Consider the following 15,738-nt stretch of genomic DNA (forward strand, 5'->3'; position numbering starts at 1 on the left):
CCTGCGTTAACTTTTATAAAATACCCGACATTGATAAAACATCCAATTTCGCAAAGTGATGGAAGGCGGATGGCTTCCTTTAATTTAAATACTCATATTCACTTTAGCAGAAATTCACCTTTAGCATGTTTTAACGTCGTTTGGGCATGGCTTATACATATCTTTAACATTTAAAAACAATGAGGTATACCGATACCACCTAAGGACGAACTGGTAGTACCTGAAAGCCTACTCTTGTATTAATCGGTCAGAATGTCGGATTTGTTTAATGATTATTTAATTATTTTTCAAACGAGGCTTTAGGAGGGTTTTCTCTTTAGATTTATCTCAGGATGTGCTCAGTATCGTAGGATAAGCGCTTGGAATCATCTATGCTGAAAGTGAAACAAATAATAATGAGTGCGTGACCCGATGGGGTGGGTTATTTACCCTTCAGAGTTCATGTTAAAGGGCATCAATGGAGATTGGCTATGCGTATTTTAATCACTGGCGCGACAGGGCTAATCGGACGCAGTCTGACCGCCTTCCTGTTGTCACAAGCTCATCAAATTACTGCGCTGACACGTGATCTACAACGTGCAAAAGAAGTGCTCGGTCCACAAGTTACCTGCTGGTCTACGCTAGATGATCAGCATGATCTGAATGGCTTTGATGCCGTGATTAACCTCGCTGGCGAACCTATTGCAGAAAAACGTTGGACCCCACAGCAAAAAGAGATTTTGTGTCAAAGCCGCTGGCAAATAACCGAAAAACTGACTGCGCTAATTAATGCCAGTAGTGAGCCACCTGCGGTGTTCATATCCGGTTCTGCGGTGGGGTTCTATGGCGACCAAGGGCAAGCTTTGGTCACCGAAGAAGAAACGCCACACGATGAGTTTACCCATCAGCTTTGTGAACGCTGGGAAAGTCTGGCACTCGCCGCCGAAAGTCAGCAGACGCGAGTCTGTTTATTGCGTACGGGTATCGTGTTAGCCCCTCACGGCGGAGCGTTAGCCAAAATGGTGCCGCTGTTGCGCCTTGGTTTGGGCGGCCCAATCGGTGATGGTCGCCAATATTTACCGTGGATTCATATCGACGACATGGTGCATGGCATCTATTTCTTATTGACGACCGATGGCCTTAATGGCCCCTTCAATATGGTTTCCCCGTATCCTGTACATAACGAGCAATTTATTGCCACGCTAGCAGAGGTATTAGACCGCCCTGCTGTCATTCGAACGCCTGCGGCGGCAATGCGTTTATTACTGGGTGAATCAGCAGCGTTGGTGCTGGGGGGGCAACGGGCCGTACCAAAACGATTGGAAGAGGCGGGCTTTGGTTTTCGTTATTTCGATCTGGAAGAGGCGCTGCGGGCTGTATTGAAAAAACCAACAACTGCCGATAGCAACAAACGCTAAATACCTGAGATATATCGCAGCGGGATAGACTCATTCATCGCTATCCCGCTGAACAATATGTTACTTCAATGCCCCTGAAAGGAACTGCTGCAAACGAAGACTTTTCGGGTTGCCAAAAAGCTCTGCCGGAGGGCCTTCTTCTTCTATCACCCCTTTGTGCAAGAAGATGACATGGCTAGAAACATGCCGAGCGAACTCCATTTCATGGGTCACCACCACCATGGTTTTCCCCTCTTCTGCCAGTTTTTGCATAATACGCAAAACTTCGCCAACCAGTTCAGGGTCCAATGCCGAGGTGGGCTCATCAAACAGTAATACATCCGGCTCCATGGCCAATGCCCGAGCAATTGAAACGCGCTGTTGCTGGCCGCCAGAAAGATGCACCGGGTATTTAGCCCGCGCTCGTTCATCAATACCGACTTTATCCAAATAGCGGATAGCTCGCTCTTTCGCTATCGATTTACTTAGCCCTAATACTTGAATAGGCGCTTCCATGACGTTTTCCAGCACCGTCATATGGCTCCATAAATTAAAATGTTGGAAGACCATCGTTAATCGCGTGCGCAATAATTGCAGTTCTTTTTTATCGAAAACTTTTAATTGCCCATCTTTATCTCGCACTAAGCGAATATCTTGGTTATTAACGCTAATCGAACCTTCGCTTGGTTTTTCCAAAAAATTAATACAGCGTAAAAAGGTACTTTTCCCCGAGCCCGAAGAGCCAATAATGGAAATCACATCTCCCGCTTTAGCAGAAAGTGAAACGCCTTTTAAAACCTCATGCTCACCATAATGCTTATGTAATTCCGTTACCGACAGCTTGGTTTCAGCTATTTTCGTTTCTGATGTGTCAGTCATCGTTTCTGATGCGCTATTCATAGTTTCAATTATGTCCATCATGGTTTCTCCGTACTTAATGCGATGCCTGCGGTTTTATATGAGCCAGCCAACGTCTCTCTGCCTGGCGGAACAGGCTAATTAGCGTGAAGGAGATAATCAGATAAAGTACGGCAGCAATACCAAAAGCATAAAACGGCTGATAAGTCGCCGCGTTAATATCTCGCGCGATTTTCAGTATATCCGGCACGGTGGCCGTAAAAGCCAATGCCGTTGAATGCAGCATTAAAATCACTTCATTACTATACGCAGGTAAAGCAATGCGCAGTGCTGAAGGCAAAATAATACACCGATACATTTTAAAGCGCGAGAAGCCATAAGCTCTAGCCGCTTCAATTTCGCCGTGTGGTACTGAACGAATCGCACCGGCAAATATCTCTGTTGTGTATGCACAGGTATTTAACGTCAGCGCCAAAATAGTACAATTCAAGCCGCTGCGAAAGAAGGCATTCAGCAGATCATTGCCTCGGACAATCTCTAAACTGTACATGCCAGAATAGAACACCAGCAATTGGACATATAACGGCGTGCCGCGGAAAATATAAGTGAAAATCCAGACGGGTAAGCGGATCCAGCGCCGTTCTGCCACCCGAGCAACCGCTAGCGGAATAGCCAACAGCCCGCCCATGACGACCGAGGAAATTAATAACCACAAGGTGACGGCCATGCCGGTAAACCGGTAACCATCACTCCAGAGCAGTGCTTGCCAATATTGATGCAGAATCTCGATCATAGCTCAGCCCTCTTCACCCCATGGGAATAGCGCCGCTCTAACCACAGCAAGACACCATTCGATACCGTGGTAAAGATCAGATAAACCGCACCGGCGACTAAAGCAAAGAAGAAGGGTTGATAAGTGCCCTTTCCCGCTAACTGCGTGGCTTTTACGACATCATTCAGCCCCAGAATAGAGACTAATGCCGTTGCCTTTAGAATCACCTGCCAGTTATTACCAATGCCCGGTAATGCATAACGCATCATGGCAGGAAACATAATTCTGCGGAAAATCTGACTTGAGGAGAAACCAAAAGCGGTAGCTGCTTCAATTTGGCCCGCAGGAACAGCCATATACGCGCCACGAAAGGTTTCGGTGAAATAGGCCCCATAAATAAAACCGAGGGTGATTATCCCAGCAGAGAGAGGGTCAATATTAATTTGTTCAAAACCGAGAGATTCGGTAATGCTGTTTAGGGTGATCTGCAAACCGTAAAAGATAAGCAACATTAAAACTAAATCCGGTACACCGCGAATAAGCGTGGTGTAGCACTCAAATAAGCCCGATAACAGCCGATTTGAGGATAACTTTCCACCGGCACCAATCAAGCCGATAATCACCGATAGCAGCACTGAACATAATGCTAACTCCAGCGTTACCAGGGCACCTTCAAATATCAGTTTCGAATATCCATCCAGCATCTGGGTTATCCTGTCTTACTGAGTAAGGAGTCTGGTAAATGACGCGTGTTAATTACCCTATAGCGGCCCCTGCTGGCGTCAGCAGAGGCCTTCACGGCAAGAGAATTAACCGCCGTAGACATCAAAGTCGAAATACTTTTTCGCTAGCTTGTCGTAAGTGCCGTCTTTACGCATTTCTGCAAAGGCTTTATCTAACGCCGCTTTCAGTTCTGCATCATCTTTACGTAAGCCCATTCCGGTACCCACGCCAAAGAACTGGTCATTTTTCACGGATGGCCCTGCAAACGCATAATCTTTACCGATAGCTTGTTTCAGGAAGCCTTCGCTGCCAGCGACTTCATCTTGGAACGTCGCATCAATACGGCCAGAAGCTAAGTCAGCGTAGATCAAATCCTGATTTTGATAGGCAACAACATCAATGCCTTTTGGTTGCCACTCAGCATTGGCGAAAGCCTCTTGTGTTGAACCTTGCAACACCCCAACACGTTTGCCTTTCAAGGCTACCAATGTTGGTTCAATTTTGCTGTCTTTCGGCGCAATTAGACGCGCGTTCGCTGCGTAGAGTTTGTCAGTGAAAGCAATCTCTTTTTGGCGTTTTTCGGTGATGGAAAGCGAGGAGATAATGGCATCGATTTTTTTAGCTTTGAGCGATGGAATTAATGCATCAAAGTCACTTTCAACGAAAGTACATTTGGTATCAATACGGTTACAGAGCTCTTTTGCTATATCGATATCAAAACCAACCAGCTCACCACTGGCGTTTTTAGATTCAAAAGGTTCATAAGTTGGATCGGTACCGATCTTGATATCTTTAGGAATGGCAGCAAAAGCACTGCTCGCGGCAGCCAAGGCTAAAACTAAAGGTAGAACCAGAATCGTCTTCTTCATACATAACCCTCAAATTGATTTTCGATGCCATTAAAGCGCGTTAGATTTCTGTACCATCTCGCTCCGTTCAATCCCGCTAGGTACTCATTTGTTTGCTAAATATAGACTTGCTCGGTACAGCCCAGATCTTTCATCAATAGATAATAGATTTCATAAATAGATAATAGCTTTCATAAATCAATTTGCAGTAATCGTGCCAGTAATCATCTGGGAGGAAAGGAAATTCCACGCCTGCTTTCTGAGCACGATCACCACCAAATCAAGGCATCAAGCCATCGACAGAAACCGAACACCATATTCGTGCCACAGTGCAACCGTGTGGCAGGATCATTGTGGTGCATAACCTGCCTCATTTCAGTGCGATGTTGCACAAATGTATCAATAAAGTGAGAAATATATGAATTTAATCGGGAGGGGTCCGTGCGAATCAATCAGAAACGTTAATTCGCACCTTGCCAACGGACAAAGAGATCTTCAGGTAATTCGATATCAAATTGATCGATAACTCGATTAACGGTCTGATCAACAATCTCTTGCAGGGTTTGTGGGCGATGATAGAACGCTGGCATTGGTGGCATAATAACTGCACCTAATTCAGCCGCTTGCACCAATAGCCGTAAGTGCCCCAAATGTAATGGGCTTTCGCGAACACAGAGCAGTAATGGGCGACGCTCTTTTAAAATCACATCGGCAGCGCGCGTCAGTAAACCATCCGTATAGCTATGGACAATTCCAGATAAGGTTTTGATTGAACAAGGTAAAATAACCATTCCATGGGTCTTAAATGAACCAGAGGAAATGCATGCTGCAATGTCCCGTGAGTCATGTACCACATCGGCCAATGCTTGAACTTCCTTTACACTGAACTCGGTTTCAAGTGCTAACGTTTGACGTGCCGCATTGCTGATAATTAAATGAGTTTCCACGCCCTCAACCTGTTGCAGCACCTGTAACAGCCGCACGCCATAAATGGCTCCGCTAGCCCCGCTGATACCGATAATAAGTCGCTTCATGGAAAATGCCTCGTACTGATGTTATGCCTTCAAAAATAAGCATAACACAAAGAAATAGGGGCAAACTTTGCCGTATCAGACACAGATAAGCAAGTCATGCCCCCAGTATCTTAAAACAAAAAAGGTGCACCGCGCCTGAACGCAAATTGCACCTTTTTGATTCATCTATTTTTGTCACTAAAGTACGTCTTGCCGGTCGCAATCGTAAATCAGCCGATATACCTGCAACTTCATCCGTTGCGGGTATCAACCTTCGTTATGCATCTCAAGATTTTCCGCTTCGTTATGATTACGTAATGCTTGCGCATCATCGTTACGTAACGACTCCAGATACTCTAGATAGCTCTGATCCACGTCTTTAGTGACGTAAACGCCATTAAAGACGGAACATTCAAACTGAGTGATATCGGGGTTATCTTCGCGTACGGCTTCGATAAGGTCAGTAAGATCTTGGAAAATCAGCGCGTCGGCACCAATTAACTGGCGAATCTCATCCACTTCACGACCATGAGCGATTAACTCATTGGCGCTCGGCATATCGATCCCATACACGTTAGGGAAACGGATTTCAGGTGCGGCTGAGGCAAAATAGACTTTTTTCGCCCCCGCTTCACGTGCCATCTCAACGATCTGCTCTGAGGTGGTGCCCCGCACAATCGAATCATCCACCAATAACACGTTCTTATCGCGGAATTCTGCACGGTTAGCATTCAGTTTACGGCGCACAGATTTACGGCGCTCTTGCTGACCCGGCATAATGAAGGTACGGCCAACATAGCGGTTTTTCACAAAACCTTGGCGGTAAGGTTTATCCAGAATTCGAGCAATCTCCAGCGCAATATCGCAAGAGGTTTCAGGGATAGGGATAACCACATCGATATCTAAATCTTCCCACTGTTTAGCAATTTTCGCGCCCAACTTCTGGCCCATGCGCACACGTGCACTGTAAACAGAAATTTTGTCCATAAAGGAATCAGGGCGAGCAAAGTAGACATACTCAAACAGGCATGGGTTGTATTTTGGATTTTCAGCGCATTGGCGAGTGAACAACTGGCCTTTTTCGGTGATATACACCGCTTCACCCGGCGCAACATCACGCAGGAATTCGAAACCGAGGGTATCGAGTGCCACACTTTCAGAAGCGACCATATACTCATTGCGGCCATCAACCAACGTGCGTTTACCAATCACCAGCGGGCGAATCCCATTCGGATCACGGAAGGCGACCATGCCATGACCGATAATCATCGCGACGCACGCATATGCACCGCGAATGAGCTGATGCGTAGCGGCAACAGCGGCAAAAATGTTGTCAGACTCCAACGGATAATGTTGGAAGCGGTCCAATTCACTGGCAAAAATATTCAGCAAAATTTCTGAGTCAGACGTGGTATTCACATGACGGCGAGAAACTTCGAATAATTTCTTTCTTAGCTGGTGAGCGTTAGTCAGATTACCGTTATGTGCCAAGGTAATGCCAAACGGTGAATTAACGTAGAAAGGCTGAGCCTCGGAAGCACTGGAACTGCCTGCTGTCGGGTAACGAACATGGCCAATACCCATATTCCCCTGTAAGCGCAGCATATGCCGGGTTTCAAATACATCCTTCACCAAGCCGTTTGCTTTACGCAGCCGGAACCCGTTATGGGCATCAATGGTGACGATGCCCGCAGCATCCTGGCCTCGGTGCTGAAGCACCGTCAGCGCATCATAAATCGACTGGTTTACCGGTGCAAAACCGGCGATACCGACAATACCGCACATGTTGTCTTTTCCTCATAAGCCGCTCCGAATCGGTAGTTGATCCGGCAAGAAACTCGACGTGCTCTGCAGGTAGTCAAAGAACCACCTGATGATATAACTGAACTGCGGGATTAATTGCGACTGTTTCCAGTCTTCACTTTGTGAGAAGCCGGTAAACGTATCAAGGAAGAACAACATGGCAGAGACAATCAGAACACCTCTCAGCGCCCCAAAACAGATCCCTAATACCCTGTCTGTTCCTGATAACCCAGTACGCTCAACCAGTGAACCAATCACATAGTTAACAATAGCCCCGACGATCAATGTCGCGATGAACAAAATGCCGATAGCAATTCCGTTACGGACGACTTCATCCTCAAAACGAGTGAAGTAGACAGCAAGGTAACTGTAAAAATGGCTGGCAACGAAAAACGCACATCCCCATGTTACAAGTGACAATGCTTCACGGACAAACCCTCGGATTAAGCTGACCAAAGCAGAAAATCCGATAATCCCTATAATGACGTAATCAATCCAGACCATGGCTATTCCAATGACGAAATCACCGCTGCATCCTGTTCGCGGCGAATTCTAACAGAAAAAGAAAACGTTTGCGTAGGGGTTTCTGACCCCATGACAAATTAAAGTGCGACGATTTTAAAAACAACAATCGTCGCACAAACTTAGCTCACATACTTCATTTACAACCCCGCGAGACCTGACATCGTCATGCTACGCGATACCCTAACGCCCCGTGCTGTAGGACTTAACCTGTCCATTTAGGCCGCTTAATGAATTAAGCTCAGGCAACGCTGATTGCAGTTTTTGTTTTGACGCATCCGGCCCGACAAAAATACGGGTTATCTGACCCTGAACAGGGGTCGCAGGTACGGTATAAGCCCGATGACCAGACAGACGTAATGTGGCAACAACCTCATTCACTTTAGCGGCATTTTTCAACGCCCCCAGTTGGACAACATAAGCCTGCCCGACCGGTGCTTTCTCTTCAGTGACGGGTTTACTCTCCGGCTGCACTTCAGGCTTAACCTCTGGTTTAGGTTTCACTTCCTGCGGTTTTTTCTCTACCGGCGTTGGCTTGATCTCAACCGGTTTCTTCTCCACAGGTTTCACCTCAACCGGCTTATTTTGCATCGGTGGTGGTGAGACAATAAGGGGTTCAGTTGGCCGGTGACCGGCATCGTTCGCGGCCTGAGAGACGGAATCATCTTTCGGGACTTCCACCGCTTGTGCCGCGCCTTCCGGCGGCGCGATAGGCAAAGGCTGACTGACCGGTGGAACCGCATCAATCTCTTGGCTATCACCGGGTTTTGGCACTAATGGAATGGCGGCGAACTCATCCTCATAATGCTTCTTTTTGCCATCCAGCAGCCCCGGCAGCACAATTACGCCTAACGCGACTAGAATGATGGTCCCGACTAAACGGTTCTGGAACTTACTTGCCACTCGCACTCCCCAAACTTTGCCTGTGATACTGGATGCGACAGCTACGTTCGCTGACTACCGCTGTGTAGCACCCACTATTTTAGGTCTATATTCAATCGGTTATAAAATCGACACCATTACAGACTCAATGCAGCCATCACATGGGCGACTGTATGGAAAGAGCCACAGACAATGACCACATCCTGTGGTGCTGCATCCTGCATGGCCTGTCTCCAAGCCGTCTCAACATCATTAAAGGTGCGGGAACGGCTAAGGTGTTCAGCTAATTGCTCAGCCGTGGCCCCACGCGGGCCTTCTAAGGGCGCACAATACCATTCGTCGACCTGTTCAGATAAACACGCCAACGTCCCGCCAATATCTTTATCTGATAGCATCCCAACCACTGCCCGTACTTGACCTTTTTTCGGCAATTGGGCCAGCCTATCAGTCAAATAACGTGCAGCGTGCGGGTTATGAGCCACATCCAAAATCAGCAAGGGTTGCTCACTGACTATCTGGAAACGCCCCGGTAAACGGGCAGCCAGTAAACCTTGATGCACCGTAGTTTCACTCAATGGCAGACCGGAGTAGTGCAATACAGCCAATGCCGTAGCCGCATTCGCCAACGGCACATTGGGTAACGGTAAATCAGCCCATTGATGATCGCCGCACTGCCAGTTCCAATGTTTTTCTTGCTGGCTAAATTGCCACGCTTTATTGCGCTGATACAGTTGAGCACCGAGTTTTTCAGCGACATCAGCAATAGACTGCGGCATATCAGGTTCGCCCACGATAGCCGGTTTTCCTGCACGGAATACCCCTGCTTTTTCGCGCCCAATACTCTCACGATCAAAGCCCAACCAGTCGGTGTGGTCTATCGCAATGCTGGTGACGGCAGCCACATCAGAATCAACAATGTTGGTTGCATCCAATCGCCCACCTAGCCCCACTTCAAGAATCACCACATCAAGCTTAGCCTGCTTAAAGAGTTGCAGTGCTGCTAACGTGCCAAATTCGAAGTAAGTCAGCGAGATACCTTCGCGCCCAGCTTCAACATGGGCAAAAGCGTGGCTATGTTCGGCTTCAGATAGCTCTTGCCCCTGAATGCGAACGCGCTCGGTGTAACGCAAAAGATGTGGCGAGCTATACACCCCTACTCGCAGACCGGCTGCCAGCAGAATTGATTCAAGGGTACAGCAAGTGGTGCCTTTGCCATTTGTACCGGCAATGGTGAATACGGTCGGGGCAGGTTTAAGCAGATCAAGACGCTCAGCAACCTGTTTAACGCGCTCCAAACCCAGCTCAATCGGCTGAGAATGCAAGTGCTCAAGATAGTCAAGCCACGCGGCCAAAGGCGACGTGGCTTGGGGAATTTGATGATTGTTCATGAGTCCCGTCACTGGCCTTTATACCCTTTGTAGTTGAGATGACAGGAGGTATTAGCGACGTTATTTCACTTGCTGCCTACCTGCAACGTCATGACTTAGGGTAATTCTATTCTTGTGTAAAGCGACAATGTCTTCTGTAAGAGAACCCTGTCTTATGTAAGAGAACCTAGTCTTATGTATGATAACAAGGCTCAAGCGGCGACAATGCTGAATAACTGGGCACCACCTTATCAAGGGGGTGCCCGTAGAGATAATCAGGCTTCTGCCTGAGTATCCGTCGCCGTCATATCGCTTTTGACGTCATCCACGCTTGGCTGTGGCTGATGAGTCAACTTAGACAAGATGCTGGCAATCGTCTCACGCATCACTGGACGACGCACAATCATGTCGATAGCGCCTTTTTCAATCAAGAATTCACTGCGCTGGAAGCCAGGTGGCAGTTTCTCTCGCACCGTTTGCTCGATAACCCGTGGGCCAGCAAAACCGATCAAGGCTTTAGGCTCACCGATATTAATATCCCCGAGCATCGCCAAACTGGCGGAAACGCCCCCCATGGTAGGGTCCGTCAGCACCGAGATGTAAGGCAAACCACGCTCTTGCATTTTTGCCAGCGCAGCACTGGTTTTCGCCATCTGCATCAGTGACATCAATGCTTCCTGCATTCGAGCACCGCCACTGGATGAGAAACAGACTAAGGGACAACTATCTTCCAGTGCCTGCTCTACTGCGCGCACAAACCGCGCACCCACAACTGATGCCATCGAACCGCCCATAAAGGCAAATTCGAATGAAGCGGCAACAATCGGCATACCATGCAGAGTGCCTTTCATGGAAACCAAAGCATCTTTCTCGCCAGTCTCTTTTTGAGCGGCAGAAAGACGATCTTTATACTTTTTGGAATCCCTGAATTTCAGGATATCCTTCGGTTCCAGCTCGCTACCCAATTCAACTTCACTGCCTGCATCCAACAGCATATGCAACCGTGCTCGGGCTGACATACGCATATGGTGATCACACTTAGGACAAACTTCTAGATTACGCTCTAGTTCGGCACGGTAAAGCACCTGACCACAGCTGTCACATTTCGTCCACACCCCTTCAGGAATACTCGCTTTACGGGTTGGTGTGATATTGCTTTTGTTAAGAATTCGTTCAATCCAGCTCATCGATGACCTTTCTGTTTGAACCTGGCCGAAGCCAGTCCGCTGTTCATGCTTTAACCATCTTCCTGAAATCACCCCAATAAAAAATGCCTGAGATACACGCCAGTACAGCGTGGCTAAGGCATCGAAATTAGAGCTATCCGCAGGAACAGACCATAAATGTCACTCATTAAACCATATTGGCTCGACAGTGTGGATAAAAAACTGGTCGAACCCTTGGCTTAGGTAACGTTTTTACTGATTTTTTTGACGTGCCGCTGCGCGCCGATGCCGCCAAACCTCAAAGACACCGGGTAAAATTGACACCACAATGATGGCGACAATTAGCAATTTCAGATTGTTCTGCACGAAAGGCACGTTACCAAACAGATAACCAGCATAGGTGAATAGCAGTACCCATACCAATGCCCCAATCACGTTATACGCTGCAAAATGACGATAGGACATTTTCCCCATCCCAGCAACGAATGGCGCAAAAGTACGAATGATGGGGACGAAGCGTGCCAGAATAATCGCCTTCCCACCATGTTTCTCGTAAAACTGGTGAGTTTTATCCAGATAGCTGCGACGGAAAATCTTGGAGTCTGGATCACTGAAAAGCTTTTCACCAAACACTCTGCCAATGGTGTAATTAACCGCATCCCCAATAATTGCCGCGGTCACCATTAGCGCAACCATGATATGCACATTGAGATCATTTGATGGCAATGATGCCAGCGCCCCAGCCACAAAGAGCAAAGAGTCGCCCGGTAAGAACGGGGTGACAACTAACCCGGTTTCACAGAACAAAATCAGGAATAAAATGGCATAAACCCAGATCCCATACTGCGCCACCAGCTCAGCCAGATGAACATCAATATGCAAGATAAAATCAATAATGAAACGTATAAAATCCATAATTACTCTCGAATGGTAAGCGAGCTTAAACGGTGATTGAGACTAGCTGATGTACCTTAAATATTCCTTAGACTAAGAGACAAGTCAGCCAATAACCGTTGATTTATTGCCATCAATCATCTGCTAAGAAAAGTGGTCCCATCGGCGCAGAGGGCAAAGCAAAATGTTCGGGGTAATCAACTGACACCAAATACAACCCTTCCGCTTTCGCCGTTGCCGCAGCGCGAGAACGATCTTTTAGCGCGAGTAACTCAGCCATCCAGTTAATGTCCTGATTCCCAGCGCCAATTTCTATCAGGCTACCAACGATATTGCGCACCATATGGTGGACAAAAGCGTTGGCCTTGATATCTACCACGATATACGCGCCGTGTCGGGTAACTTTGATATGTTTTACATTTCGCCATGGTGTACGAGACTGACACTGCACGGCACGAAATGACGTAAAATCATTCTCACCAAGCAGACACTGCGCGGCCTGTTCCATTTTTTCGGCATCCAACGGCATGTGGCAATGGGTCACTCCTTGCGCTAATACTGCGGGGCGATAGCGATGGTTAAAAATAATGTAGCGATAGCGACGAGCCGTGGCACTGAAACGGGCATGGAAATCTTCATCAACCGTTTTTACCCAGCGCACTGCAATATCTGGCGGCAAATGGCTATTGACCCCCATGGTCCAAGCGGCATCTTTGCGCACAGCGGTGGTAACAAAATGCACGACTTGCCCAGTGGCATGGACACCCGCATCCGTTCGCCCAGCACAAAATACGCCGATAGGCTCATTGGCGACTTTCGAAACCGCCGCCTCGAGGCAAGCTTGCACACTGGTGACTTCTTGCTGACGTTGCCAGCCAAAATAGCGGCTACCGTTATACTCGATCCCCAGCGCAATCTTTAGAGTGGCAGTCTCTGCCACTGTGGTGTCTTTCTGAACAGCATTGTCTTGCTGAACAACAGCACCTTGCTGAGCCAACTCAAGTTCGGACATCAGTATAGCTGCTCCTGCAACAGGCGCTCCGCCGTTTCAATGGCCATTAATGCGCCACCAAAACGAATGTTGTCGGCCACCGACCAGAACTGCAAGACTTCAGGAATACCGTAATCGTTGCGCACACAGCCAATACTCAGGACATCACTGCCTGACGCATCACTGACCTGCGTGGGGTAATCGTCTTCTTCGGATAATTGAATATCTTCGCAATTTTCCAGTTCTTCGCGCGCTTCTTCAGCGGCGATAGGGCGTAGTGTTTCCAGATGAACCACTTGTGCTTGCCCGTAAAATACCGGTGACTGAATGCAGGTCACCGAGATAGGCAAACCTTCGTCTTGCAACACTTTGCGCACTTGATCCACCAAACGGCGCTCTTCGCGCACACTGCCCTCTTCATCTGCCAGCAGTGGTAAGACGTTAAAGGCCAACTGTTTAGCGAAAATACCCGGTTCGGCAGGAATACCGTTAAGTAACTTAGCACTTTGGCCCGCGAGATCATCCACAGCGGCTTTGCCGTGGGCGGAGGCAGAAATCAGCGCGGTAACATGTAGACGGGACAAACCTGCCTGCTCGGTCAGCGGTTTAACCGCCGTCAGCAATTGGCTGGTCAGGCTATCAGCCACCGCGACGATATTACGATTACGGTAATCGGCCAGCACTTGAGGGTTCACACTCGGCACCACCAGCGGTATATCTTGCTCCATCGCGAACAAGCCACTGCTGTCGATAACCAAACAACCGGCGTTCCCTGCTTCTTCCGCATACTGTTGTGAGGCTTCAGGGCCAGCAACAAAGAAAGCTAATTGGGCTTGAGACCAGTCAAATTCAGCGGCGTTTTCAACCAGCAAACTTTTACCGTTAAAACGCACGGTCGCGCCAGCACTGCGCTCGCTGGCCAGCGGATACAATTCACCAACGGGGAACTGGCGTTCATTGAGCAACTCCAGCAAAGCTTCACCTACTGCGCCCGTCGCTCCTAACAGAGCAATATTCCAGCCGTCAGACATGTTGGTTTTCTCCACGATATTCATTAAATGGCAAATAAGGCATACCAATACAAAAGGCGGTAAAATCCTGTTTTGAGCGGGATGACACCGCCTGAGATCTCGTCATCGGGTTACTTTAATTCAGTACCGAATCCTAATTTCTGCAATAGCGCCGCACTCGCGGCATTGTCACACTGTACACACAGTGATGACCATTCGCGCCGTTCTTGATAGTGCTTACGCAAGCGGTCAAACTCTCCCGGCAAGCCAGCAACGCGGCGCAACGGCGCATCATCGCGGCGCACATCATACACTAAGTGCATCAATCGTTTTAATTTGCCTTCATCCAGCTCGCCATTGAGCTGTAAATGGCTGAATTCAGGTTGCGGTAGCAGTGTCGCTAAGGCGACCGATTGGGGCTGCCCTAAATGCTGGCTGAATGCCTCGAACACTTGGGTCGTGCCACGCGCTTTACCTTCGAGTGTGTATCCAGCAATGTGCGGCGTGCCGATATCGACACGCGCCAGCAGCGGTAGAGAAAGCTCTGGCTCGGGCTCCCACACATCCAATACCACACTCAGTTTTTTCCCTTTTTCCAATGTGCGGAGTAAGGCGGCATTGTCCACCACCGCGCCACGACAAGCATTGATCAGTATGCGGCCATCGGGCAGCGCCGCCAGTAACTCATCATCAGCCATATGCAGGCTTTGATAAGCACCGGTTTTGTTCAATGGCGTATGGAAGGTGAGGACATCTGCTTCGCGGACCAATTTTTCTAAGGGCCAAAATATTTCGTTATCGCCCCGGTCTGCTCGCGGTGGATCGCAGAGCAAGGTACGGACACCAAGGGCTTTTAGGCGATCATTGAGCCGTGAGCCGACATTGCCTACCCCCACGATGCCCACCGTTTTATCGCGCAGTTGGAAACCATCGCGTTCGGCCATCATCATCAGCGCAGAGAAAACGTATTCGACCACCGCGATAGCATTACAGCCTGGCGCAGCGGAGAAGCCAATTCCCTGTTGGCGTAACCAGTTGTCATCAACATGGTCTGTGCCGGCCGTCGCGGTCCCGACGAAACCAATAGACGTGCCTTGCAGCAGTGCTTCATTGACTTTGGTCACGGAGCGCACCATCAGCGCATCAGCATCAGCCAACGCTTCACGAGGAATGGGCCGCCCCGGCACCGCTTGCACATCGCCTAAACGCCGGAATAGTTCGTCCGCGTACGGCATATTCTCATCAACCAGAATTTTCACGTTGTTCTCCGGCAGCTCTCTGCCCTACAGATGAAAAACAGGGGGCTTAGTATATACCCAAAAAACACAGCGTTGCAGATGCCTTTCTATAGCACCACGCAGACAACGAAATCTTCAACGTCAAGCACACCACCGGAATCCTCAAAGTCATTGGCGTTGCAGGTAGGCAGCAAGCAAACGCATCCCGATGAGCTGACACTCGTCAGTGATTCGGGTAAGTGAGTGCAGCTAACACCCCTGCAACGTCAAGCACA

At 48.6% G+C, this 15,738-nt stretch carries 16 protein-coding genes; 2 read left to right on the forward strand and 14 right to left on the reverse strand.

Annotated features, from left to right (window positions below; all coding sequences use genetic code 11):
• Window positions 1-470: 470 nt before the first annotated feature.
• Window positions 471-1,397 (forward strand): TIGR01777 family oxidoreductase, encoded by a 927-nt coding sequence (locus BN68_RS08175; RefSeq protein WP_019210683.1) that lies wholly within the window; start codon window positions 471-473, stop codon window positions 1,395-1,397.
• A 60-nt stretch (window positions 1,398-1,457) separates the two neighbouring features.
• On the opposite strand, the gene hisP is transcribed toward BN68_RS08175, so the two are convergent.
• The 14 genes from hisP to pdxB all read right to left on the reverse strand — a co-directional run bounded on the left by hisP (window position 1,458) and on the right by pdxB (window position 15,484).
• The gene (hisP, locus tag BN68_RS08180; protein WP_081578799.1) at window positions 1,458-2,255 is read right to left on the reverse strand and encodes a histidine ABC transporter ATP-binding protein HisP; all 798 of its coding nucleotides are present in this window, start codon (window positions 2,253-2,255) and stop codon (window positions 1,458-1,460) included.
• Window positions 2,256-2,310: 55 nt separating this feature from the next.
• Window positions 2,311-3,027 (reverse strand): ABC transporter permease, encoded by a 717-nt coding sequence (locus BN68_RS08185; RefSeq protein ID WP_019210685.1) that lies wholly within the window; start codon window positions 3,025-3,027, stop codon window positions 2,311-2,313.
• On the reverse strand, window positions 3,024-3,710 hold the full coding sequence (locus BN68_RS08190) for a histidine ABC transporter permease HisQ (RefSeq protein ID WP_019210686.1): 687 nt from the start codon (window positions 3,708-3,710) through the stop codon (window positions 3,024-3,026). The genes BN68_RS08185 and BN68_RS08190 overlap by 4 nt, the downstream gene beginning before the upstream one ends.
• Before the next feature lie 105 nt (window positions 3,711-3,815).
• Entirely contained in the window at window positions 3,816-4,598 is a 783-nt protein-coding gene (gene hisJ / locus BN68_RS08195; RefSeq protein ID WP_019210687.1) for a histidine ABC transporter substrate-binding protein HisJ, read from the reverse strand.
• A gap of 440 nt (window positions 4,599-5,038) precedes the next feature.
• Window positions 5,039-5,611, reverse strand: coding sequence for a UbiX family flavin prenyltransferase (locus tag BN68_RS08200; protein WP_019210688.1), 573 nt, complete (start codon window positions 5,609-5,611; stop codon window positions 5,039-5,041).
• A gap of 246 nt (window positions 5,612-5,857) precedes the next feature.
• Window positions 5,858-7,375, reverse strand: coding sequence for an amidophosphoribosyltransferase (purF, locus tag BN68_RS08205; protein ID WP_019210689.1), 1,518 nt, complete (start codon window positions 7,373-7,375; stop codon window positions 5,858-5,860).
• A 12-nt stretch (window positions 7,376-7,387) separates the two neighbouring features.
• The gene (cvpA, locus tag BN68_RS08210) at window positions 7,388-7,897 is read right to left on the reverse strand and encodes a colicin V production protein (RefSeq protein WP_019210690.1); all 510 of its coding nucleotides are present in this window, start codon (window positions 7,895-7,897) and stop codon (window positions 7,388-7,390) included.
• A gap of 201 nt (window positions 7,898-8,098) precedes the next feature.
• On the reverse strand, window positions 8,099-8,818 hold the full coding sequence (dedD, locus tag BN68_RS08215; RefSeq protein ID WP_019210691.1) for a cell division protein DedD: 720 nt from the start codon (window positions 8,816-8,818) through the stop codon (window positions 8,099-8,101).
• 116 nt (window positions 8,819-8,934) lie between these two features.
• Window positions 8,935-10,185: a bifunctional tetrahydrofolate synthase/dihydrofolate synthase gene (gene folC, locus BN68_RS08220; protein WP_019210692.1), complete on the reverse strand. Its 1,251-nt coding sequence runs from the start codon at window positions 10,183-10,185 to the stop codon at window positions 8,935-8,937.
• Window positions 10,186-10,439: 254 nt separating this feature from the next.
• On the reverse strand, window positions 10,440-11,351 hold the full coding sequence (gene accD, locus BN68_RS08225; RefSeq protein ID WP_019210693.1) for an acetyl-CoA carboxylase, carboxyltransferase subunit beta: 912 nt from the start codon (window positions 11,349-11,351) through the stop codon (window positions 10,440-10,442).
• 231 nt (window positions 11,352-11,582) lie between these two features.
• Window positions 11,583-12,245, reverse strand: a complete 663-nt coding sequence (locus BN68_RS08230) for a DedA family protein (RefSeq protein WP_019210694.1) — start codon at window positions 12,243-12,245, stop codon at window positions 11,583-11,585.
• A gap of 112 nt (window positions 12,246-12,357) precedes the next feature.
• Entirely contained in the window at window positions 12,358-13,236 is an 879-nt protein-coding gene (gene truA, locus BN68_RS08235) for a tRNA pseudouridine(38-40) synthase TruA (protein ID WP_019210695.1), read from the reverse strand.
• Window positions 13,236-14,246 (reverse strand): aspartate-semialdehyde dehydrogenase, encoded by a 1,011-nt coding sequence (locus BN68_RS08240; protein ID WP_019210696.1) that lies wholly within the window; start codon window positions 14,244-14,246, stop codon window positions 13,236-13,238. Before BN68_RS08240 ends, truA begins: the two co-directional genes overlap by 1 nt.
• Window positions 14,247-14,356: 110 nt before the next feature.
• Entirely contained in the window at window positions 14,357-15,484 is a 1,128-nt protein-coding gene (gene pdxB, locus BN68_RS08245; protein ID WP_019210697.1) for a 4-phosphoerythronate dehydrogenase PdxB, read from the reverse strand.
• A gap of 78 nt (window positions 15,485-15,562) precedes the next feature.
• On the opposite strand from pdxB, the gene BN68_RS24295 reads away from it, so the two are divergent.
• Window positions 15,563-15,706 carry a hypothetical protein gene (locus BN68_RS24295; RefSeq protein ID WP_155965366.1) on the forward strand — a complete coding sequence of 48 codons (144 nt, stop codon included), beginning with the start codon at window positions 15,563-15,565 and terminating at the stop codon, window positions 15,704-15,706.
• The last annotated feature ends 32 nt before the right edge of the window (window positions 15,707-15,738 follow it).

Source organism: Yersinia massiliensis CCUG 53443 (assembly GCF_000312485.1).
Lineage (GTDB): Bacteria > Pseudomonadota > Gammaproteobacteria > Enterobacterales > Enterobacteriaceae > Yersinia > Yersinia massiliensis.

What these genes read in the sequence shown, in the direction of transcription:
- BN68_RS08175 (WP_019210683.1), top strand. Translation starts at nt 471, where the DNA reads ATGCGTATTTTAATCACTGGCGCGACAGGGCTAATCGGACGCAGTCTG.
- hisP (WP_081578799.1), bottom strand. Translation starts at nt 2,255, where the DNA reads ATGACTGACACATCAGAAACGAAAATAGCTGAAACCAAGCTGTCGGTA.
- BN68_RS08185 (WP_019210685.1), bottom strand. Translation starts at nt 3,027, where the DNA reads ATGATCGAGATTCTGCATCAATATTGGCAAGCACTGCTCTGGAGTGAT.
- BN68_RS08190 (WP_019210686.1), bottom strand. Translation starts at nt 3,710, where the DNA reads ATGCTGGATGGATATTCGAAACTGATATTTGAAGGTGCCCTGGTAACG.
- hisJ (WP_019210687.1), bottom strand. Translation starts at nt 4,598, where the DNA reads ATGAAGAAGACGATTCTGGTTCTACCTTTAGTTTTAGCCTTGGCTGCC.
- BN68_RS08200 (WP_019210688.1), bottom strand. Translation starts at nt 5,611, where the DNA reads ATGAAGCGACTTATTATCGGTATCAGCGGGGCTAGCGGAGCCATTTAT.
- purF (WP_019210689.1), bottom strand. Translation starts at nt 7,375, where the DNA reads ATGTGCGGTATTGTCGGTATCGCCGGTTTTGCACCGGTAAACCAGTCG.
- cvpA (WP_019210690.1), bottom strand. Translation starts at nt 7,897, where the DNA reads ATGGTCTGGATTGATTACGTCATTATAGGGATTATCGGATTTTCTGCT.
- folC (WP_019210692.1), bottom strand. Translation starts at nt 10,185, where the DNA reads ATGAACAATCATCAAATTCCCCAAGCCACGTCGCCTTTGGCCGCGTGG.
- accD (WP_019210693.1), bottom strand. Translation starts at nt 11,351, where the DNA reads ATGAGCTGGATTGAACGAATTCTTAACAAAAGCAATATCACACCAACC.
- BN68_RS08230 (WP_019210694.1), bottom strand. Translation starts at nt 12,245, where the DNA reads ATGGATTTTATACGTTTCATTATTGATTTTATCTTGCATATTGATGTT.
- truA (WP_019210695.1), bottom strand. Translation starts at nt 13,236, where the DNA reads ATGTCCGAACTTGAGTTGGCTCAGCAAGGTGCTGTTGTTCAGCAAGAC.
- BN68_RS08240 (WP_019210696.1), bottom strand. Translation starts at nt 14,246, where the DNA reads ATGTCTGACGGCTGGAATATTGCTCTGTTAGGAGCGACGGGCGCAGTA.
- BN68_RS24295 (WP_155965366.1), top strand. Translation starts at nt 15,563, where the DNA reads ATGCCTTTCTATAGCACCACGCAGACAACGAAATCTTCAACGTCAAGC.